The sequence below is a fragment of the Pseudomonas fluorescens genome (genome assembly GCF_004683905.1).
Taxonomy (GTDB): domain Bacteria; phylum Pseudomonadota; class Gammaproteobacteria; order Pseudomonadales; family Pseudomonadaceae; genus Aquipseudomonas; species Aquipseudomonas putida_A.
Genome location: NZ_CP038438.1, coordinates 3822153 through 3843276 on the forward strand (window position 1 = coordinate 3822153; position 21124 = coordinate 3843276).

At 62.1% G+C, this 21124-nt stretch carries 19 protein-coding genes; 14 read left to right on the top strand and 5 right to left on the bottom strand.

All coding sequences use genetic code 11. The features are described 5' to 3' along the window. Positions 1-60 precede the first annotated feature (60 nt). A complete protein-coding gene (locus tag E4T63_RS17510; protein WP_135296140.1) occupies positions 61-489 on the bottom strand; it encodes a rhodanese-like domain-containing protein in 429 nt (142 codons plus the stop codon). A 102-nt stretch (positions 490-591) separates the two neighbouring features. Between E4T63_RS17510 and ftrA the strand changes: the two genes are divergently transcribed. After that, complete coding sequence (gene ftrA, locus E4T63_RS17515) at positions 592-1566, top strand: transcriptional regulator FtrA (RefSeq protein WP_135296141.1); 975 nt, start codon at positions 592-594, stop codon at positions 1564-1566. 107 nt (positions 1567-1673) lie between these two features. On the opposite strand, the gene cobF is transcribed toward ftrA, so the two are convergent. Further along, positions 1674-2429: a precorrin-6A synthase (deacetylating) gene (gene cobF / locus E4T63_RS17520; RefSeq protein ID WP_135296142.1), complete on the bottom strand. Its 756-nt coding sequence runs from the start codon at positions 2427-2429 to the stop codon at positions 1674-1676. Continuing rightward, positions 2429-2998, bottom strand: a complete 570-nt coding sequence (locus E4T63_RS17525) for a histidine phosphatase family protein (RefSeq protein WP_135296143.1) — start codon at positions 2996-2998, stop codon at positions 2429-2431. Before E4T63_RS17525 ends, cobF begins: the two co-directional genes overlap by 1 nt. 335 nt (positions 2999-3333) lie before the next feature. Here E4T63_RS17525 and E4T63_RS17530 point away from each other — a divergent pair, with 335 nt between their 5' ends. From E4T63_RS17530 to E4T63_RS17565, 8 genes are all read left to right on the top strand, one after another. Continuing rightward, on the top strand, positions 3334-4188 hold the full coding sequence (locus tag E4T63_RS17530; RefSeq protein ID WP_027611641.1) for a MurR/RpiR family transcriptional regulator: 855 nt from the start codon (positions 3334-3336) through the stop codon (positions 4186-4188). A gap of 2 nt (positions 4189-4190) precedes the next feature. Next, positions 4191-4835, top strand: a complete 645-nt coding sequence (locus E4T63_RS17535; RefSeq protein ID WP_007968761.1) for an isochorismatase family cysteine hydrolase — start codon at positions 4191-4193, stop codon at positions 4833-4835. Then, positions 4832-6163: a glutamine synthetase gene (locus tag E4T63_RS17540; RefSeq protein WP_135296144.1), complete on the top strand. Its 1332-nt coding sequence runs from the start codon at positions 4832-4834 to the stop codon at positions 6161-6163. The genes E4T63_RS17535 and E4T63_RS17540 overlap by 4 nt, the downstream gene beginning before the upstream one ends. Further along, positions 6147-6899, top strand: a complete 753-nt coding sequence (locus E4T63_RS17545; RefSeq protein ID WP_097088806.1) for an N-formylglutamate amidohydrolase — start codon at positions 6147-6149, stop codon at positions 6897-6899. Before E4T63_RS17540 ends, E4T63_RS17545 begins: the two co-directional genes overlap by 17 nt. Before the next feature lie 86 nt (positions 6900-6985). Beyond that, positions 6986-8335, top strand: coding sequence for an APC family permease (locus tag E4T63_RS17550; protein WP_135296145.1), 1350 nt, complete (start codon positions 6986-6988; stop codon positions 8333-8335). Positions 8336-8454: 119 nt separating this feature from the next. Then, a complete protein-coding gene (locus E4T63_RS17555) occupies positions 8455-9471 on the top strand; it encodes an arginine N-succinyltransferase (RefSeq protein ID WP_135296146.1) in 1017 nt (338 codons plus the stop codon). A 61-nt stretch (positions 9472-9532) separates the two neighbouring features. Then, positions 9533-10567 carry an arginine N-succinyltransferase gene (gene astA, locus E4T63_RS17560; protein ID WP_134786762.1) on the top strand — a complete coding sequence of 345 codons (1035 nt, stop codon included), beginning with the start codon at positions 9533-9535 and terminating at the stop codon, positions 10565-10567. Between the two features lie 185 nt (positions 10568-10752). Next, complete coding sequence (locus E4T63_RS17565) at positions 10753-11622, top strand: isocitrate lyase/PEP mutase family protein (protein ID WP_007968750.1); 870 nt, start codon at positions 10753-10755, stop codon at positions 11620-11622. A 417-nt stretch (positions 11623-12039) separates the two neighbouring features. On the opposite strand, the gene E4T63_RS17570 is transcribed toward E4T63_RS17565, so the two are convergent. Together E4T63_RS17570 and E4T63_RS17575 are read right to left on the bottom strand one after the other, a co-directional pair. Continuing rightward, positions 12040-13275, bottom strand: a complete 1236-nt coding sequence (locus tag E4T63_RS17570) for a M20/M25/M40 family metallo-hydrolase (protein WP_135296147.1) — start codon at positions 13273-13275, stop codon at positions 12040-12042. Positions 13276-13483: 208 nt separating this feature from the next. After that, positions 13484-14557, bottom strand: coding sequence for a diguanylate cyclase (locus E4T63_RS17575; RefSeq protein ID WP_135296148.1), 1074 nt, complete (start codon positions 14555-14557; stop codon positions 13484-13486). 190 nt (positions 14558-14747) lie between these two features. Between E4T63_RS17575 and E4T63_RS17580 the strand changes: the two genes are divergently transcribed. The 5 genes from E4T63_RS17580 to glcF all read left to right on the top strand — a co-directional run bounded on the left by E4T63_RS17580 (position 14748) and on the right by glcF (position 21093). Further along, positions 14748-16199 (top strand): flavin-containing monooxygenase, encoded by a 1452-nt coding sequence (locus E4T63_RS17580; protein WP_135296149.1) that lies wholly within the window; start codon positions 14748-14750, stop codon positions 16197-16199. A gap of 21 nt (positions 16200-16220) precedes the next feature. Next, positions 16221-17147, top strand: coding sequence for an alpha/beta fold hydrolase (locus E4T63_RS17585; RefSeq protein WP_027611631.1), 927 nt, complete (start codon positions 16221-16223; stop codon positions 17145-17147). 174 nt (positions 17148-17321) lie between these two features. Further along, positions 17322-18821, top strand: coding sequence for a glycolate oxidase subunit GlcD (gene glcD / locus E4T63_RS17590; RefSeq protein ID WP_135296150.1), 1500 nt, complete (start codon positions 17322-17324; stop codon positions 18819-18821). Further along, positions 18821-19870, top strand: coding sequence for a glycolate oxidase subunit GlcE (glcE, locus tag E4T63_RS17595; RefSeq protein ID WP_135296151.1), 1050 nt, complete (start codon positions 18821-18823; stop codon positions 19868-19870). The genes glcD and glcE overlap by 1 nt, the downstream gene beginning before the upstream one ends. Before the next feature lie 2 nt (positions 19871-19872). Further along, positions 19873-21093 carry a glycolate oxidase subunit GlcF gene (gene glcF / locus E4T63_RS17600; RefSeq protein WP_135296152.1) on the top strand — a complete coding sequence of 407 codons (1221 nt, stop codon included), beginning with the start codon at positions 19873-19875 and terminating at the stop codon, positions 21091-21093. Positions 21094-21124: the final 31 nt, after the last annotated feature.

Below are 21124 nucleotides of genomic sequence, written 5' to 3' on the forward strand. Positions count from 1 at the left end.
CATGGTGCAAAGGCTGTAGGACAAACTCCGATTCTGCTCAGGAAATGGCTGAAAAACCTGTCAGCATTCGCAGGCAATGACAACTCGGGCAGGCTGTTCGACACTCAGCGAAAATCCCTCATCCAGCCAGCCGGTCACGCCGCCAATCATCTCCTTGACCGGGTAACCCAACGCCGCCAGTTTCACCGCAGCCTTGTTGGCGCCGTTGCAGTGCGGGCCGGCGCAATAGACCACGAACAACGTGCTCGTCGAATACTCCACCAGGCCTTCGGCGGTCAGCAAGCGGGTCGGAATGTTGATCGCGCCCGGCACGTGACCGCGCTCGAACGCCAAAGGCCCGCGCACATCGACCAGGACAAAATCGACTTCACCGGCCTCCTGGCTGCCGTACACGTCAGAACAATCGGTTTCAAAGGTCAGACGGTTGCTGAAGTGCATCAGGGCAATCGCCGACGGTGCGGCAGGAATGTCGCGAACCAAGCTGGTCATGTTGTGTGGCTCCTTCATCTGTTGGGGTGTGAGCAGACTTTATCGGGCCGGCACTTGGCGCTACAGTGGCGCGCAAGACACTCACCGGGAATTTTCCGCCAAATGCCTGACTCACCTGGATTGGTCGCGATTCTGGCCTACGATGGCCTCTGTACCTTCGAGTTCGGCATTGCCGTGGAGATTTTCGGCCTGCCCCGGCCGGAATTCGATTTCCCGTGGTACGAGCACTGCATCGTCGCCGTCGATCAAGGGCCGATGCGCGCCATGGGCGGGATTCACGTATTGGCCGACGGCGGCCTGGAGCTGCTGACGCAGGCGCGCACCATCATCATTCCCGGTTGGCGCGACCGCGAGGCCCCGGTGCCGCCGGCGCTGATCGACGCCTTGCGACAGGCCCACGCCCAGGGTGCGCGGTTGCTGTCAATTTGCTCAGGGGTGTTTGTGCTGGCCGCCAGTGGCTTGCTCGACGGCCACGGTGCGACCACCCACTGGCGCTACACCGATGAACTGGCGCGACGCTACCCGGCGATCGCGGTCAATCCGGATGTGCTTTACGTCGATTCCGGACAGTTGATCACCTCGGCGGGCAGCGCCGCCGGGATCGATGCCTGCCTGCATCTGCTGGCACGGGACTTCGGCACCCAGGTCGCCAATTCAGTGGCCCGGCGTCTGGTGATGTCGCCGCAACGCACTGGCGGTCAGGCACAGTTCATCCCCACGCCGGTCAGCGCGACGCCGCGAAACGACTTGTCGCGGGTGATGCAGTGGGCCCGCGAGCGCTTGCACCAACCGCTGGAAGTGCGCGATCTGGCCAGCGAAGCGGCGATGAGCGAGCGCACCTTTTTGCGCCGTTTCACCGAAGCCAGCGGACAATCGCCCAAAGCGTGGCTACAACACGAGCGACTGGCCCGGGCGCGGGAATTACTGGAGAGCAGCGTGCACAACACCGAGCAAATTGCCCTGCACTGCGGTTATCGCTCGGTGGAAAGTTTTCGCGTGGCGTTTCGCAGCGTGGTCGGGGTGCCGCCGTCGGTGTATCGGGAGCGGTTTGGGCGTGGGGTCAAGGCCATTTCTTGAGTTGACTGTGATGACCCCTTCGCGAGCAAGCTCGCTCCCACATTTGAAATGGGCCCCCCTGTGGGAGCGAGCTTGCTCGCGAAGAGGCCAGTCCAGCCACAATAAACCTACGGCTTACGCAACAGATAGGTATCCATGATCCAACCATGCTCGGCCCGCGCCGCCTTGCGCACCCGCTCGATCTCGGCCGCCACATCCTTGAGCTTGCCACTGATCAGAATTTCATCCGGTGTGCCCAGGTAGGCTCCCCAATAAATCTCTGTCTGCTGATCCGCCACATGGTGGTAGGAATCTTCCGCATCGAGCATCACCACCAGGCTGTCCGTGTCACTCACCTGCCCCGCCGCCAGACGCCGGCCAGTGGTGATTTCAATTGACCGGCCAATGCTGTTCAACGGCACTTTATGCTGCGCCGCCAACGCCTGAACGCTGGTTATCCCGGGGATCACTTCAAACTCGAAAGCACAGCGACCTGACACCAGAATCGCCTGCAGGATACGAATCGTGCTGTCGTACAACGCCGGGTCGCCCCACACGAGGAATCCGCCGCACTGCTCGTCAGCCAATTCTTCATTGATCAGTTGTTCGAAGGTTTCTTGCTTGGCGCGATTCAGATCATCGACCGCGCGGGTGTAGTCCACGTCGCCGCGCGCGCGCTCGGGGCTGTGGGATTCGACGAAGCGATACGCAGGATCGGTGATGTAGCGCGCACAGATGTCGCGCCGCAGATCGATCAGTTTGTCCTTGCTCGGGCCTTTGTCCATCAGAAAGAACACGTCGACTTGATTCAGCGCCTTTACCGCCTGCATCGTGATGTAGTCGGGATTTCCGGCGCCGATGCCAATTACCAGCAGTCGTTTCATTACAGTGCTCCCGCAAGATCGATACCCGGCAAGCGTAGCCGCCAGATGCCGTTGAACCGCAGTTCAACCATGGACAACGGTTCAACATCAATGGCGTTGAACGCCGCGCCCTGTAACACCTGCATCAGTGCCGCACGCACCACAAACGGATGGGTGACAGCGACGATGTGCCCCGATACGCCTTGCAGACTGGTCAGCCATGCCGCCACGCGTTCGCTCAACTGCATTACCGACTCGCCACCATGCGGTGCCGCCTGCGGATCATTGATCCACGCCTGCAAGGCCTCGGCCTCGTGCACTTGCAGATCCTTGATCGCTTGCCCGTGCCAGCGCCCCCAATCGCAATCGCGCAGCGCTTCGTCCACTTGCGGCGCCACACCGAACCACTCGGCAGTCTGGCGCGTACGCAATTCCGGCCCGCACAACAAACGACTGGCGCCGGTGAACTTCGCGGCCAACGCGCCGATCGCGAATGGCGAATTTTCAACAGGCTCGTTCGTAGGAAAACGCGACAATTTCTGTGCGACGGTTCGCGCGTGGCAAATCAAAGTCAAACGGGTGGACTGCACAGGATTTCACTCGATAAGCATCAGCTGAATCGGCGGCAAATCGCCGGTCTTGTGGCAATTGTGCCGTAACCCGGTCGCTTCAGGGGATCTCGTGAACCTCCAGCCCAGTACTCTGAAGTAGAAAAAGCGGCAATGTCTGACACGCCTGGAGGCAATGGACTACAAGAGGCACAGACTTAGGTGTAGCCCTTGTTACTCAGGGTTGTGAGCTTATTTAAACGTCGAATCGCCAACGCTAAAAATTCACTAGACATGTAACCTGAGTTACATAAATACTGTTTTAACGGATTGTGAAACGAATTCAACACCCCCCCCCTCATCCAGCAGGAGCCCGGATGCCCCCTCTCAGAGACTTGATCACCGACCCCGGCCTGGAACTGACGCCGTCGGAGCGCAAAGTGATTCGCGCCCTGCTCGACCAGTATCCACGCAACGGCTTGGGTCCGATGGCGCGTCTGGCCGAACACGCCGGCGTCAGCGATCCGACCATCGTGCGGCTGGTGAAGAAGCTCGGATTTGGCGGTTATGCCGAATTTCAGGACGCCCTGCTCAGCGACATGGACCACCGCCTGCGTTCGCCGCGCACCCTGTTGCAGCCACGCTCGCACCTCAATAAAGACGATGCCTGGGGCCATTATCTGGCTGACAGCCAACGCCTGCTGGTGGAAACCCAGGTTCTGACGCAACCCGAAGACGTGCGCATTCTGCTCGACTGGCTGCTCGATACCCGGCACCAGATCTACTGCTTCGGCGGGCGCTTCAGCAGCCTGATGGCCAACTACCTGCTCAACCACCTGCGCTTGCTGCGGCCCGGCTGCTTTGCCCTGGAGGACAACGCGCAACTGCCCGACCGCCTGTTCGATCTGCAACGCCAGGACGTGGTGCTGCTGTTCGACTATCGGCGCTACCAGTCCCAGGCCCTGCGGGTGGCCTCGGCGGCGAAGAACAACAACGCGCGGGTGGTGCTGTTCACCGACATCTATGCCTCGCCGCTGCGTGAACTGGCTGACCTGATCATCAGCGCCCCGGTGGAATCGGCCTCGCCGTTCGACACCATGGTGCCGGCGCTGGCCCAGGTCGAGGCGCTGATTGCCTGCCTGACCCTGCGCAGCCCCGATCTGGCCGATCGCCTGGAAGGCATCGACGCCCTGCGCAACGACTTCAACACCCATCTGCTGGAGGATAAATAAGGATGTTCAGTCTTCCCCACCGCTCGCCGCGCGATTTGCCGTTCGTCACCGACCACACCGCATTGCTGCTTGTGGACATGCAGCGTGCCTGGCTCGAACCGCAGTTCGACCCGCACCTGAACGGCCCGGACGCCGAGTATTTCCTGACCCGCGCGCACATGCAGGTGGTGCCCAACCAGCGCCGTTTGCTCAGTGCCTTTCGCGAAGCGCGGCAGAACGTGCTGCACACGATTATCGAAAGCCTGACCGCCGACGGTCGCGACCGCTCGCTGGATCACAAACTGTCGGACATGCACCTGCCCAAGGGCAGCACCCAGGCGCGGATCATCGACGACCTGACCCCGGTGGAAAACGAGATCGTGTTGCCGAAAACCTCATCCGGGGTGTTCAACTCGACCAACATCGATTACGTGCTGCGCAACCTCGAAACCCGTCACCTGATCATCGCTGGCATCGTCACCGACCAGTGCGTCGACATGGCCGTGCGGGATGCCGCCGACCGTGGCTATCTGGTGACGCTGGTCGAAGACGCCTGCGCCACCTACACCCCGGCGCGGCATGACGCCTGCCTGAACGCGATCAAGGGTTACTGCTGGATCACTGACACACAAACCGTGCTCGGCCGCTTGCAGGAGATGCGTCCATGAGCGAGCGCCTGACGCCGTTGCCGATGACCACCATCGTCACCACCGACCTGATCGGCATCACCCGTGGCCGCTCGTTTCCCACCGATCAGCTGGAGCATTATCAAGCCGCCGGTTGCGGCTGGGTGCCGGCCAACAGTGCATTGACGCCCCAGGACATCATCGCCTCGACCAACCCATGGGGCGCTTATGGTGATTTGCGGTTGATTCCCGATTTGAGCAGCCGCGTGACGGTCGGTAATGGCCCGGACGCCGCAGCACCGGCGCTGGACTTCATCCACGGCGACATCCGCGAGACCGATGGCCAGCCGTGGAGCACCTGCCCGCGCACGCTGCTGCGCGATGAAATCGAGCGCTATCGCGACGACCTCGGTTTGCAGGTCAACGCGGCGTTCGAACACGAATTCAACCTGCATGCCGGCTTCGCCGAACACCTGGCGTTTTCCCTTGAAGCCCAGCGTCAGGGTGCCGAATTCGGCGGCTGGCTGCTGAGCGCCCTGCGCGCCGGCGGTGTCGAGCCGGAAATGTTCCTGCCCGAATACGGCAAGCACCAATACGAAATCACCTGCCGGCCAACCCTCGGCGTGGCGGCGGCGGATCGTGCGGTCAACGTGCGCGAGATCACCCGCGAAATCGCCCGACAAATGGGCGTCGACGTCAGTTTCGCGCCGAAAACCAAGGCCGACGCGGTGTGCAACGGTGTGCACCTGCACGTCAGCCTGCTCGACCTGCAAGGTCTGCCACTGCTCTACGACGCCGGCACCAGCAACGGTCTGTCGACCCTCGGCCAGCATTGGGCCGCCGGGATCCTGCATTACTTGCCGGCGCTGTGTGCGTTCACCGCGCCGACACCGGTGTCGTATGAGCGTTTGCAGCCGCACCACTGGAGCGCGTCCTATGCGTGTCTGGGGCAGCAGAACCGTGAAGCGGCGCTGCGCATTTGTCCGACCGTGAGCCTGGGCGGCAAATCCGTGGCGGCGCAGTACAACCTGGAATTCCGCGCGATGGACGCCACCGCCTCGCCGCATCTGGCGATGGCCGCACTGCTGATTGCCGGACGGCTGGGCATCGAACAGCGTCTGGCGCTGAACGCGATCACCGACGACATTCCCGATTCACTCAACGACGAGCAACGCAAGGCCCGGGGCATCGTCGCCCTGCCCGCCTCGCTGGCCCAGGCGCTGGATTGCCTGCGTGACAGTGCAGCCTTCAATCAATGGCTGCCCAAGCCGTTGCTCGACACTTACCACGCCCTTAAAACCGAGGAACTGGCGCTGACGGAACAGCTCTCGCCCGCTGACCTGTGTGAGCACTATGCACGCCTGTACTGAATCCGCCGAGCTGGGGTTGTACACCCGCCCGGTCTACAACCTGAGCCGCGAAGATTCATCGCATCCGTTGATTCTGGTGTGCGAGCACGCCAGCCGCTACATCCCCGAGGCCCTGAACAATCTGGGCCTGGACGATGCAGCCGCGCGCGAACACATCGCCTGGGACATCGGCGCACTGCAACTGGCCGAAAAGCTCTCGGAGACACTCGGCGCGACGCTGTTGAGCGCCAACTATTCACGGCTGCTGATCGACCTCAATCGGCCCCGGCATGCGCCCGACAGCATTCCGGCGCAGAGCGAGATTTATCAGGTGCCGGGTAACCGAGAGCTGGACGAAGCCACTCGCGAATACCGGCGCCAGACCCTGTTCAAACCGTTTCACGCCCGGCTGCAGACCCTGATCGACCAGCGTGTTGCACAAGGCCAGGCGGTGCGGGTAGTGGGGATTCACAGTTTTACCCCGGTGTATTACGGCCAGCCGCGCCCGCTGGAAGTCGGCGTGCTGTTCGGTCAGGCCGGCGCCTATGCGCAACGGGTGATCGATGGCCTCGGTCAGCACCCGCTGAACGTCGCGGGCAACCAGCCGTACCGGGTTGATCCGCTGGGCGACATGACCGTTCCGGTGCACGGCGATGCCCGGGGGCTGGAATCGGTGTTGATCGAAGTGCGCAACGATCTGCTGCGCAGCCCTGAAGCGGTATCGTTGTGGGCCGAGCGTCTGGCGCCACTGCTGTAAAGAATGCTGCAAGACTGCTGACGCTGTAACGATGGATCGACATAACAACTAAAAACGCTGGATAGGCTGACAAGGAGTTGCGCTTCATGGAAATAGAAGAGTTCGGCTACAAACAGGAGTTGAAACGTAGCCTGACACTGACCGACCTGGTGGTGTACGGGATGATCTTCATGATCCCCATCGCCCCCTTCGGCGTGTATGGCTACGTGAATGCCGAGGCGCCCGGGATGGTGCCGCTGGCCTATATCATCGGCATGGTCGCGATGCTGTTCACCGCGCTGAGCTACGGCAGCATGGCCAAGGCGTTTCCGGTCGCAGGCTCGGTTTACTCCTATGCGCAACGCGGCCTCAATCAACACGTCGGCTTCATCGCCGGCTGGCTGATGCTGCTCGACTACCTGCTGATTCCACCGCTGCTGTACGTCTACGCGGCGATGGCTCTGAACCATTTGTACCCGGACATTCCGAAGGTCGGTTTCATTCTGGCGTTCCTGGTCAGTGCAACCTTCGTCAACCTGCGCGGCATCACCTTCACCGCACGGATGAACATCATCTTTCTGCTGGCACAGCTGGTGGTGTTGGGGATTTTCCTGTTCTACGCCTGGAACGCTTTGCACAACGGAGGCGGCAACGGCGAGCTGACCCTGGCGCCGCTGTATCACCCGGAAACGTTCAATTTCGCCCTGCTGATGCAAGCGGTGTCGATTGCCGTGCTGTCGTTCCTTGGCTTCGATGCAATCTCGACCCTCGCCGAAGAAATCAAAGGCGATCCGGGCAAAAGCGTCGGCCGCGCGGCGCTGATCACTCTGTTGGTGATGGGCGTGATTTTCGTCGTACAGACCTGGATCGCCACCGATCTGGCCGCCGGCATTGGCTTCAAGTCCGCCGACACCGCGTTCTATGAAATTGCCGAAATCGCGGCTGGCAGCTGGCTGGCGACCCTGACCGGTGTCGCCACGGCGCTGGCCTGGGGCGTCGCCGTGGCGATCACCTCGCAAGCCGCCGTGTCGCGTCTGCTGTTCGGCATGGCCCGCGATGGCAAGTTGCCAAAAGTGCTGGCCAAGGTGCACCCGAAGCACAACACCCCGTACCTGAGCATTTATCTGGTGGCGGTGCTGTCGCTGGTGATCTGCTACCTGTTCATCAATTCGGTCGACACCCTGACTTCGCTGGTCAACTTCGGTGCCCTCAGCGGTTTCATGCTGCTGCACCTGACAGTGATCAACTACTACTGGCGTCGGCAGAAGTCCGGTCAGGTCGTACGCCATCTGATCTGCCCGGTGATCGGCTTCATCATCGTCGCCGCCATCATGTACAACATGGGCGTCGATGCGCAGAAACTCGGCCTGATCTGGATTGCGCTGGGTCTGGTGTACCTGTTCTTCCTGAACAAGCTCGGCGCCAGCACCGCGCTGCCTGACCCGAGCAATGGCTGACAAGAAAAAGAGCGGCGTCTGACATCAAATCAGGCGACCGCCGCTTTAAAGCGTGGCAACCGACAGTGATAGTCAGGTTCGGTGGGGATCACCGGACCCTTTGATACAGGAGTGCATCCATGCTGGTCTTACGCCCAGTCGAGACAACCGACCTGCCGCAATTGCAACAGCTGGCCCGCGACAGCCTGGTCGGCGTCACGTCGCTGCCGGACGACAGCGAACGCCTGCGCGAAAAAATCGCCGGCTCCTGTGCCTCGTTCGACAACGACATTCAGGCGCAAGGCCCGGAGAACTACTTCTTCGTGCTGGAAGACCTCGACACTCAACGGCTGGTCGGTTGCTCGGAGATCCTCGCCACGGCCGGTTTCAACGAACCGTTCTACAGCTTGCGCAATCGCCACTTCACCAGTGCTTCGCGGGAACTGAACATCGAGCACGGGGTGCCGGCGTTGTCACTGTGTCACGACCTCAGCGGACACACGCTGTTGCGCGGGTTTCACATCGACAACGCACTGGTACGCAGCGCCTTTTCCGAATTGCTGTCGCGGGCACGGCTGCTGTTCATCGCCGCTCACGCACAACGCTTTGCCGATGCGGTGATCACCGAGATCGTCGGCTATAGCGATGAGAACGGTCATTCGCCGTTCTGGGACGCACTGGGCAAACACTTCTTCGACCTGCCCTACGTCGAGGCCGAGCGCCTGTGCGGTCTGCAAAGCCGCACGTTTCTCGCCGAACTGATGCCGCAATACCCGATTTACGTACCGATGCTGCCTCCGGCAGCACAGGAGTGCATCGGCCGGATTCACCCGGACGGCCAGGAAGCGTTCGACATCCTCGAACGCGAAGGCTTTGAAACCAACAGCTACATCGACCTGTTCGACGCCGGCCCGACCCTGTATGCGCGCACCGCGAACATCCGTTCGATAGCCCACAGCAAGACAGCCAGCGTGCGCGAGCAGGCGCAGATCGACGCCCGCGGCCATTACCTGCTGAGCAACGACGCGCTGCATGGCTTCCGGGCCATCGTCGCCGAACTGGATTACCAGCCTGAGCAACCGCTGTCGCTGACGCCGGATCTGTGTGCCGCACTGAAGGTCACCGATGGCAGCACGATCAGGGTGATAGCCCTGTGAACCGCCACCGGCTGCACACCCAACGACAGTGCCCGAACCGGCGCGTACAAGGAGTTACCGCATGATCGTCCGTCCGGTCAAAGTCAGCGACCTGCCAGCACTGATGACCCTGGTGCAACAGGCCGGCCCGGGGTTCACCACCCTCCCGGCCAATGAGGATCGCCTCGCCCACCGGGTGCGTTGGGCCCAGCGCGCGTTTTCCGGACAAGTGGAACGGGCCGACGCCGATTATCTGTTCGTGCTTGAAGATGACGACCTGCGGGTGATCGGCGTCAGCGCCCTGACCGGCGCGGTAGGCTTGCGCGAGCCGTGGTACAACTACCGAGTCGGCCTGACCGTGAGTTCGGCACCGGATCTGGGCATTTCGCGGCAGATCCCCACGCTGTTTCTCAATAACGAGCTGACCGGCCAGTCGGAACTGTGTTCGCTGTTCCTTCAGCATGAGCAACGCCATGGCAACAATGGACGGCTGCTGTCGCTCGGGCGGCTGCTGTTCGTGGCCGAGTTTCCGCAACTGTTTGGCGAGAAGATGATCGCCGAACTGCGCGGCAGTGCCGATGAACTCGGTTGCTCGCCGTTCTGGGACAGTCTGGGCCGGCATTTCTTCCAGATGGACTTCAGCCATGCTGACCACTTGTCGGGTCTGGGCAACAAGTCGTTCATCGCCGAACTGATGCCGCGCCAGCCGTTGTACACCTGCATGCTCACCGAACAGGCACAGGCGGCCATCGGCCAGGCGCATCCCAATACCGAGCCCGCGCTGAAGATACTGCGCGAAGAAGGATTTGTGCATAAGGGCTACATCGACATCTTCGACGGTGGCCCGGTGATCGAAGCACCGATCGGCAACATTCGTACCGTGCGCGACAGCCTGGCGCTGACCCTGAGTCTCGGCACGCCGGACGATCAGGCACCGTTGTGGCTGATCCACAACCGGCGCTTGGAGAACTGCCGCATCACCGTGGCCCCCGGTCGTCTGGTCGGCAATACCCTGGTGGTCGATCGCCTCACCGCCAAGCGCCTGCAACTGCAACCGGGCAATTCGGTGCGCGCCGTGCTGCTGCCCAGGCAACAGCAACAGGCGGTAGCGGCCTGATCCGCGGTTTAGCCAGTGAAAATCCGCTGACTGCCGATGAAACCTTTCAGCCGCTGGATCCTTCATCGACGCCTCACTCGCAAATTCGTCATGAACCTTGACCCATTCGCGTGATAGCCTTTTCATTCTTCGGCGTTGACACCTTTGCTCAAGCCGTTCCATTCCTTTGTATTGGTGGAACTCGTATGACCAGGCTTTCCCATCAAGATTTGCGCCGTAACTTCCGTCAATTGCTGGCTTCCGACACCTGCTACCACACCGCCTCGGTGTTCGACCCGATGTCCGCGCGCATTGCCGCAGACCTGGGTTTTGAAGTGGGGATCCTCGGCGGCTCCGTGGCCTCGCTGCAGGTGCTGGGCGCCCCCGACTTTGCCCTGATCACCCTCAGCGAATTCGCCGAACAGGCCACCCGCATCGGCCGCGTTGCCCAGTTGCCAGTGATCGCCGACGCCGACCACGGTTACGGCAACGCCCTCAACGTGATGCGCACCATCGTCGAACTGGAGCGCGCCGGCGTCGCCGCCCTGACCATCGAAGACACCCTGCTGCCGGCGCAATTCGGCCGTAAGTCCACCGACCTGATCTCGGTCGCCGAAGGCGTCGGCAAGATCCGCGCGGCGCTGGAAGCCCGGGTCGATTCGGAAATGGCAATCATCGCCCGCACCAATGCCGGCATTCTGCCGAATCAGGAAATCATCAGCCGCACCAAGCAGTATCAGGCCGCCGGTGCCGACGGCATCTGCATGGTCGGGGTGCAGGACTTCGATCAGCTCGAGCAAATCGCCGAACACCTGACGGTCCCGCTGATGCTGGTGACCTACGGCAACCCGGCGCTGCGCGACGACAAGCGCCTGGCCGAACTCGGGGTGCGCGTGACCATCGACGGCCACGGCGCCTACTTCGCCGCGATCAAGGCGACCTACGACAGCCTGCGCGAACAACGCCAGATCTTCACCCAGGCCTCGGACCTGAGCGCCACCGAGCTGACGCACACCTATACCCAGCCTGAGGATTACATTCTGTGGGCGAAGGAATACATGAGCGTCAAGGAATAAGCTGCGGCCAGGTCTGGCCCCTTCGCGAGCAAGCCCGCTCCCACAGTGGATTTTCAGTGAACACAGCATGGGTGTTGAACACAGATCCCATGCAGGAGTGAGCCTGCTCGCGATGACGTCAGCACATTCAACACCCATTTAGCCTGACCCGCCGCCTTCGCGAGCAAGCCCGCTCCCACAGTGGATCTTCAGTGAACACAGCAGTGGTGTTGAACACAGATCCCATGTAGGAGTGAGCCTGCTCGCGAGGACGTCGGCACATTCAACACCCATTTAGCCTGACCCGCCGCCTTCGCGAGCAAGCCCGCTCCCACAGTGGATCTTCAGTGAACACAGCAGTGGTGTTCGGCGCAGATCCATTGTGGGAGCGAGCTTGCTCGCGAAGGCGTCAGTTGCAGCACCGCCAATCCGAGGGAGTCAGCGCTTGGCCAGTTCCATGATCATCCGCGACAACAGATAAATCCGCGGCGCCACGCTCGCCACTTCGGCGTATTCCTCAGGCGTGTGGATATTGCCGCCGACAATCCCGAAACCGTCCAGCGTCGGCGTACCCACCCCGGCGGACAGGCTGGCATCCGCCGCGCCACCACTGCCCTCTTCGGTCAGCTTGCGGCCGATCTCGCCGTAAATCCCTTGGGCCATGGCCATCAAGCGATCCGACTCCGCCGTTTGCGGCATCGGTGGCAGGCCGCGTTTGAGGCTGGTGGTGACTTCGGTTTCAGCGATCAGCTTATCCTGCGACACTCGCGCCAGGTCTTTCTCGATCCGGTCGAACTCTTCCGGCACCGCCGCACGCACGTCAGCCTTGGCGGTGGCGTGATCCGGGATCACGTTGGTGCGATCACCGGCCTGAAGCACGGTGAAGTTGATCGTGGTTTTCTTCGCTTCGTCGCCGAGTTTGCCCAGTTGCAGAATCTGGTGCGCCGCTTCCATCGCCGCGTTCCGCCCCAGTTCCGGCGCGACTCCGGCGTGCGCCGCCTTGCCTTTGACCTCGACCAGCGCCGTCGCGCTGCCTTTGCGCCATACCACCAACCCATCGGCCGGACGCCCAGGTTCAAGGTTGAGGGTCACGTCATGCGCCTTGGCGGTTTTCTTGATCAGGTCGGTGGCGACGTCGGAGCCGGTTTCCTCGCTGGCGTCAAGCAGGAAGGTGATTTGCGCGTAATCCTTGAAGTCGAGGTTCTTCAGAATTTTCAGCGCGTAGATCCCGGCGACGATGCCGCCCTTGTCGTCCATCACCCCGGGCCCGTAGGCGCGGCCGTCCTTGATGTGGAACGGGCGCTCGGCCGCGGAGCCTTCCTTGAACACCGTGTCCATGTGCGCCATCAAAAGGATTTTTGCCTTGCCGGTGCCTTTGAAGGTGGCCAGCACATGATTGGATTTTTCCGGGGTATTGGGCACCAGTTCGATGGTGGCGCCGAGCTTCTTCAGCTCATCGATGGCGATCTCGCTGACTTGTTTCAGGCCCGGTTCATAACCGGAACCGGAGTCGATGTTGACCAGCCGTTCCAGCAGTTTCAGGGCTTCGGGCTGATACTGCTCGGCATCCGCCAGCACATGCTTGTGCGGTTCGGCGAAGGCGCTGGCGGAGCTGAGGACGAGGGACAGGCCGAGGCTGGCGGCCAGCAGCGAGCGGGAAAATGAGAACGTCATGAATCGATCCTTGTTTCGCGTCGGGGGGACTCAAACCGTACCTGACATCGACGCAAGGCTCTATACCGGATGCGACATCTCTGCGGCCGACACCGAACACTTGTAGGCCTTCGCCTGCTCGCGACAGCGGAGTGTCAGCCGACATCAATGCCGCTAACAGAACGCCTTCGCGAGCAAGCCCGCTCCCACAGGGGACGGCGGTGATAGATCAGACCGAATCGAGCAGTTCCTGCTTCGGCAGATCATCACTGTTGCAGATCACCCGATTGCGCCCGCTCGCCTTGGCCTCGTACAGCGCCTGATCCGCATCATTGAGCCAACGGGTCGCGTCGCCGTGTGCCGGTTCGTAAGCCGCCAGACCAATGCTCAGACTGACCTTGAGCGCCGGGTTCTGCTCGTAACCCAGGGTGGCGAAACGCTCGCGCAAGGCTTCCATGGCCTGCGCGGCATTGAACAGCGGCAGGTCAGGCAGGATCACGCAAAACTCGTCGCCGCCATAGCGCCCGGCGACGTCCGCAGCGCGCAGGTTCTGCTTGAGCATTTTGCTCAACTGGCGCAGCACGATGTCACCCGCCACATGCCCGTAGGTGTCGTTGATCGCCTTGAAGTGATCGATGTCGATCAACGCGATCGCTGCGCCCTGCTGCTGCCGACGGCAACGTTGAAAGGCGATTTCCAGTTGATCCTTCCACGCGCCGTGATTGAGCAGTCCGGTGAGGCTGTCGGTGCGGCTCAGGGCCAGCAGCTCACGCTTGTGCAGGCCCAGCGTGTAGGCCTGGCGAAAGCAGATCCAGCCCAGCGCCAACGGGTACAGCATCAGCAACGGCAGACACGCGTACAGCTGCGGAGGCGAAGTTTGCGGGATGAACGCCGGGGCGAAAACCACCAGGCCGACGCCGATACCGAGGATCTGCGCCGCCAGGCCTGCGGCGAGAAAACGTAATCCGCCGATGGCGACGTTATTCATCGCCATCATCGAAATGGTCGTGGCACTGGGCAGCGGATTGAACTGCATGGCGGCGACCCAGAAGCCGCCCATAAAGGCATCAACCAACAGATTGCGGTGTTCCGCATGGTAAGGAACGCTGGCACGACGGGCCCATTGAAACGCCAGGTGCGGCCAGAGCAGGCCATTGCACAGCATCAACGCCCAGACCCACAGCGGCGGGTCTAGCGGGTACATCGCCGCGCTCACGCACAACAGCCCCAGCACCAGCCCGAGGGTTCGCGATGTATAAAGCCTCCTGGCCAATGAAAGTCCCTTTCCCCCCTTGTTTCGCATAAGGGCCTCGACCACTCAACGGAACCTGCGAACACCGTCAGACGGATGTGCTGGAAGTCTAACAGGCAGCCGTTAAATAGCTATCACCGGCCAGCCGCTGAATACCGCGCCATCGCCGTCGCGCACAGGGCAAATTTTTAGCTATACCTGAAAGGACGAAAACGGAAAAACGACTATAAGAAGGAGGCCCATGCAGACCTACCGAGTGTTGATCATCGGCAGCGGATTTGGCGGCCAATGTGCGGCGGTCAACTTGCTCAAGGCCGGAATCGACGATTTTCGCTTGCTGGAAAGAAGGGACTTTTTCGGCGGCACCTGGTGCCAGAACACCTACCCCGGCGCGGCGGTGGATGTGCCGTCGCCGCTGTACTCGTTGTCGTTTGCGCCATTTCCCTGGACGCAGATGTTCGCCGCCCAGGCCGAATTGCATCGCTACACCGAACACGTCATCGAGCGCTTCGGCCTGCGCGAGCGCGTGGCGCTGCAAACCAACGTCGAACGCATCGAATGGGACGACGCCGAAAAGCGCTGGGCGGTGCATACCAGCAAGGGGATTTTTTACGCGCAGTTCGTGATCAACGCCTCCGGGCCGTTGAGCCAACCGGTAATCCCACCCTTTCCCGGCCTGGATCGCTTTCAGGGCAAGACTTTTCATACCAACAATTGGGATCACAGCTACGACTACCGCGGTAAACGCGTGGCCATCGTCGGCAGCGGCGCCAGTGCCGCCCAGGTGATTCCGGCGATTGCTGCCGAAGTCGAGCAATTGCACGTGTTCCAGCGCACGCCACATTGGGTGCTGCCGCGCGCCGATCGCACGTTCGGGCCTTTCCAGCGCTGGCTGCTGGGTGTCAAACCGGCGTACAAGCTGCTGCGCTGGCTGCTCTACTGGCAATTCGAAACCCGGGTTATCGCCTTCAAATATTCGAAACCGGCGATTCACCTGGTCCAGCGCCAGGCCCTGCGCTTTCTCAAGCAACAGGTGCCGGACCCGGTATTGCGCGCAAAACTCACCCCGGACTTCACCATCGGCTGCAAGCGCATTCTGCTGTCCAGCACCTATTACCCGGCGCTGACCCGGCCCAACGTCACGTTGCACAGCCGCGAACAAGGCATCGCCGCGCTCGATGAAACCGGGATCACCACCACCGACGGCCAGCACATCGACGTCGATCTGATCGTCTGGTCGACCGGCTACGACGCCACCGACGGCGTGGTCTCCTACCCGGTGACCGGCAGGCACGGCGTGCAACTCAAGGATGTCTGGGCGCAGTACCCGCGCGCCTACCTGGGCACCAGCCTGCCGGACTTTCCCAACCTGTTTATCGTCACCGGGCCCAACACCGGCATCGGGCATACCTCGGCGCTGTTCATCATCGAAGCGCAGATGAATTACATCCTCGACTGCATCCACACCCTGCAGTCAAAAGGCCTGCGCAGCATCGAAGTGCGCCCCGCAGCGGAACGTACCTACACTGCAATGATCCACCGTGAGATGGAACGCACGGTGTGGAAGTCCGGCGGCTGTCACAGTTGGTATCAGAGCAAGAGCGGTCATGTGATCGCGATATTTCCGGGCTTCAGTTTCAGCTACTACCGGTTGACCCGGACGCTGAAACCGGCTGACCACATTCTGTCCTGAACACGTAAAAGGAAGACGTCGATGCTTGTGCTGTTTGTCGCTCTCGCGGTTTTCGTGGCCTGGAGCTGGTTGAGTTATCCAGCGATCGGCCATTGGTTGTACGACCTGAGCACGGCGCTCGAGGCCAAGTTGTACAAGTTGCACAAAATCGAGGTGCCGATTGCCGAAATGACCGTCTCGACCTGGCAGGGTGGTCCCTATGAAGCGGCCAGCGCGATCCTGATGCTGCACGGCTACAGCGCCGAGAAGAATCTGTGGCTGCGCTTCGCCAGGCATTTTGTCCGCCAGTACCGGGTGATCATTCCGGACATCGCCGGTCATGGGGAAACCGGGTTCAAGGCCGGTGGCGGCTACGACATTGCGCTGCAGGCCAAGCGCATGATCCAGCTGCTGGACGTGTGCGGCGTGGAGAAAGTCCACGTGATCGGCAACTCCATGGGTGGCTACATCGCGGCATGGCTGGCAGCAACTTACCCGGAGCGGATCGCCTCGGTGGCGCTGATCGACCCGGCCGGCGTCACTGCACCGCAGGCCAGCGACATGGAGCGCCACCTCGCCCGTGGGCATAACCCGTTCCTGATCAACTCCCGGGAAGAGTTCCGCCAGTTTTATGCGATGACCATGGCCTCGCCGCCGTGGGTGCCCGGGCTGGTGCTGGACGCCATCGCCCAGCGATACGAACGCCAGCGTGATGAACTGGAAGAGATCTTCCGCGACTTCCGCGCCAGCCCGCCGATGGAGCCGAAACTGGCCGATATCAAATGCCCGGCGCTGCTGCTGTGGGGGCGCAAGGACCGCTTGATCGACGTCAGCAGCGTGCCGGTGTGGAGCAAGGGCATCGCCAATCTGCGGGTCGAAGTGTGGGATGGTGTCGGACACATGCCGATGGTCGAACAACCGGGGAACACCGCACGGTTGTATCGGGAGTTTCTGGGCAATCAGCGATGAGTCCCAACACTATCCTTGTGGAGAGGGGATTTATCCCCGATGGGTTGCGCAGCAGCCCCAGTTCCAGCACTAAGCTGAATCAGACACACCGCATTCTCTGGGTTGGGGCTGCTGCGCAGCCATCGGGGATAAATCCCCTCACCACAGGTAATCACGTCCGCCGATGGGGTCGAAATGAACATTCTCTACGACGAACGCCTCGATGGCCCGCTACCGGAGGTGAACAAGGCCGAGTTGCTGAAAACCCTGCAGCGCGCCCTCCCGGATCTCGACCTGCTCTGGCGTGAAGACGAACTCAAGCCGTACGAGTGCGACGGCCTCTCGGCCTACCGCACCACGCCAATGCTGGTGGCCCTGCCCCGGCGACTCGATCAGGTGCAGGCCCTGCTCAAGCTCTGTCATCAACACAACGTGCCGGTGGTTGCCCGTGGCGCCGGCACCGGGTTGTCGGGCGGCGCGCTGCCGCTGGAAAAAGGCCTGCTGCTGGTGATGGCGCGCTTCAACAACATCCTGCACATCGACCCGGCGGCCCGTACCGCGCGGGTTCAGCCCGGGGTGCGCAATCTGGCAATTTCCCAGGCGGCCGCGCCATTCGGCCTGTATTACGCGCCGGATCCGTCGTCGCAGATTGCCTGCTCGATCGGCGGCAATGTCGCGGAAAACGCCGGTGGCGTGCATTGCCTCAAGTACGGCCTGACCGTGCACAACCTGCTGAAAATCGAAGTGCTGACCATCGAGGGTGAACGTCTGACGCTGGGCAGCGACGCCCTCGATGCGCCGGGTTTCGATTTGCTGGCGCTGTTTACCGGCTCCGAAGGATTGCTCGGGATCATCACCGAAGTCACGGTCAAACTGCTGCCCAAACCGCAGGTCGCCAAAGTCTTGCTGGCCAGTTTCGACTCGGTGGAAAAGGCTGGCCGCGCCGTGGCCGACATCATCGCTGCGGGGATCATTCCCGGCGGCCTGGAGATGATGGACAACCTGGCGATCCGCGCCGCCGAAGACTTCATTCACGCCGGTTACCCGGTTGATGCCGAGGCGATTCTGTTGTGCGAACTCGATGGCGTCGAAGCCGATGTCCACGACGATTGCCTGCGGGTGCGCGAGGTCATGCTCCAGGCCGGCGCCAGCGAAGTGCGGCAGGCCCGCGATGAAGCCGAGCGCGTGCGCTTCTGGGCCGGGCGCAAAAACGCCTTTCCGGCGATTGGCCGCTTGTCGCCGGACTACTACTGCATGGACGGCACCATCCCGCGCCGCGAATTGTCCGGCGTGTTGCACGGCATCGCCCGCCTCGGCGCCGAATACGGCTTGCGCGTGGCCAACGTGTTTCATGCCGGCGACGGCAACATGCACCCGCTGATTCTCTTCGACGCCAACCAGCCCGGCGAACTGCATCGCGCCGAAGCGTTAGGCGGGAAGATTCTCGAACTGTGCGTGCAGGTTGGCGGCAGCATCACCGGTGAACACGGGGTCGGCCGCGAGAAAATCAATCAGATGTGCGCGCAGTTCAACAGCGCTGAGCTGAGCCTGTTCCACGCGGTCAAAGCCGCGTTCGACCCGCAAGGCCTGCTCAACCCCGGCAAGAACATCCCCACCCTGCACCGCTGCGCCGAATTCGGCGCGATGCACATTCATGCCGGACAACTGCCATTCCCCGAACTGGAGCGTTTCTGATGGCTGATTTCGACGCCAGCAGCGCGCTGCTCGATCAGGTCAACCAGGCCCGGGCCAACGCCACGCCGCTGAAGATTCAGGGCGGCAACAGCAAGGCGTTTCTCGGCCGCGAAGTGGCCGGTGAAGTGCTCGACGTCCGCGCACATCGCGGCATCGTGCGCTATGAACCGACCGAGCTGGTAGTCAGCGTGCGCGCCGGTACGCCGTTGCGCGAGCTGCTCGCGGCGCTCGACGCGGCCGGGCAGATGTTGCCCTGCGAGCCGCCGGCCTTCGGCGACAGCGCCACGGTGGGCGGGATGATCGCCAGCGGACTGTCCGGGCCACGGCGGCCATGGTCAGGTTCGGTGCGCGATTTTGTCCTCGGCACTCGGGTCATCACCGGGCTCGGCCAACACCTGCGCTTCGGTGGCGAGGTGATGAAAAACGTTGCCGGCTACGACCTCTCGCGCCTGTTGACCGGCAGTTTTGGTTGTCTCGGGGTGCTGACCGAAGTGTCGCTGAAAGTCCTGCCGAAACCGCGTCAATGCCTGAGCATCCGCCTCGACCTCGATTGCGCCCGGGCGCTGGCGCGGCTTGCCGAATGGGGCCAGCAACCGTTGCCGATCAGCGGCGCCTGCCATGATGGGCAAAGCCTGTATCTGCGCCTTGAGGGCGGCGAAGGCTCGGTCACCGCCGCGCATCAACGGCTCGGCGGCGAGCCGCTGGATTCGACGTTCTGGCGCGACCTGAACGAGCAACGCCTGAGCTTTTTCGACGAAGGCCTGCCGCTGTGGCGCCTGTCACTGCCGAACAATCTCGGGCCGCAGGACTTGCCCGGCCAGCAGTTGCTCGACTGGGCCGGCGCGCAACGCTGGCTGAAATCCGATCACGAGCACATTCAGATCCTCGCCCAGGAACTCGGCGGCCACGCCACCAGCTTTACCCATGGTGCCAGCGACACACCGTTCCAGCCGCTAGCCCCGGCGCTCATGCGTTATCACCGGCAACTCAAGGCGCAACTCGACCCGCAAGGGCTGTTCAACCCCGGCCGGATGTACGCGGAGTTCTAGCCATGCAAACCACCCTCAGCGAAGAGTCCCGACAACTGCCGCGCGCGGCCGAGGCGGAAAAAATCCTCCGTACCTGCGTGCATTGCGGTTTTTGCAACGCCACCTGCCCGACCTATCAGTTACTCGGCGATGAACTTGACGGGCCGCGCGGGCGCATCTATCTGATCAAGCAAGTGCTTGAAGGCGCTCCCGCTACCGAGCAGACACAACTGCATCTGGATCGCTGCCTGTCCTGCCGCAACTGCGAAACCACCTGCCCTTCCGGTGTCGACTATCACAACCTGCTGGATATCGGGCGGGCGGTGGTCGATCAGGCGGTGCCGCGCCCCGCTGCCCAGCGCTTGTTACGCGAGGGCTTGCGTGCACTGGCGCCGAATCCCGGGATGTTCAAGGGTTTGCTGCGCGTTGGTACAACCTTCAGGCCCCTGCTGCCACGAATGTTCGAAAGTAAATTGCCGCAGCGCTCGTCAGCATCCGGTTCACGCCCTGCTCCGCGACATGCGCGGCGGGTGTTGTTGCTCGAAGGCTGTGTGCAACCGGGCCTGTCGCCAAACACCAATGATGCGACGGCGCGGGTGCTCGATCGGTTGGGGATCAGCGTGACGCCGGTGGCCGAGGCCGGTTGCTGCGGCGCGCTGGACTATCACCTTGACGCCCAGGCCAAGGGCCTCGACCGCGCGCGGCAGAACATCGACGCGTGGTGGCCGCACCTGGAAAACGGCGCGGAAGCCATCGTGCAGACGGCCAGCGGTTGCGGCGCGTTCATCAAGGATTACGGGCATTTGCTGGCACAGGATCCGCGCTACGCCGACAAGGCGTGGCAGATCAGCGAACGGACGCTGGATCTGGTACAGATCCTGGCCCGGGAGCCCCTGGAGAAACTGTGCGCCGCCAGCCAACGCCGGATCGCCGTGCATTGCCCCTGCACCTTGCAACATGCGCTGAAACTCGGCGGCGCGGTGGAGACACTGTTGACCCGGCTGGGCTTCAACCTCACGGCGGTGCCGGACGGGCATTTGTGCTGTGGTTCGGCCGGCACCTATTCGCTGACCCAACCGACCCTTGCCCGGCAACTGCGCGACAACCGCCTCAATGCCTTGGAGAGCGATCGCCCGGACCTGATCGTCACCTCCAACATCGGTTGCCAGAATCATCTGGCCGGCGCCGGGCGCACCCAGGTTTTGCACTGGATCGAACTGGTGGATCAGTCGTTGGCAGAATGAAGTTCGTAGGATTCTTCGTTTGCCGCCGTCG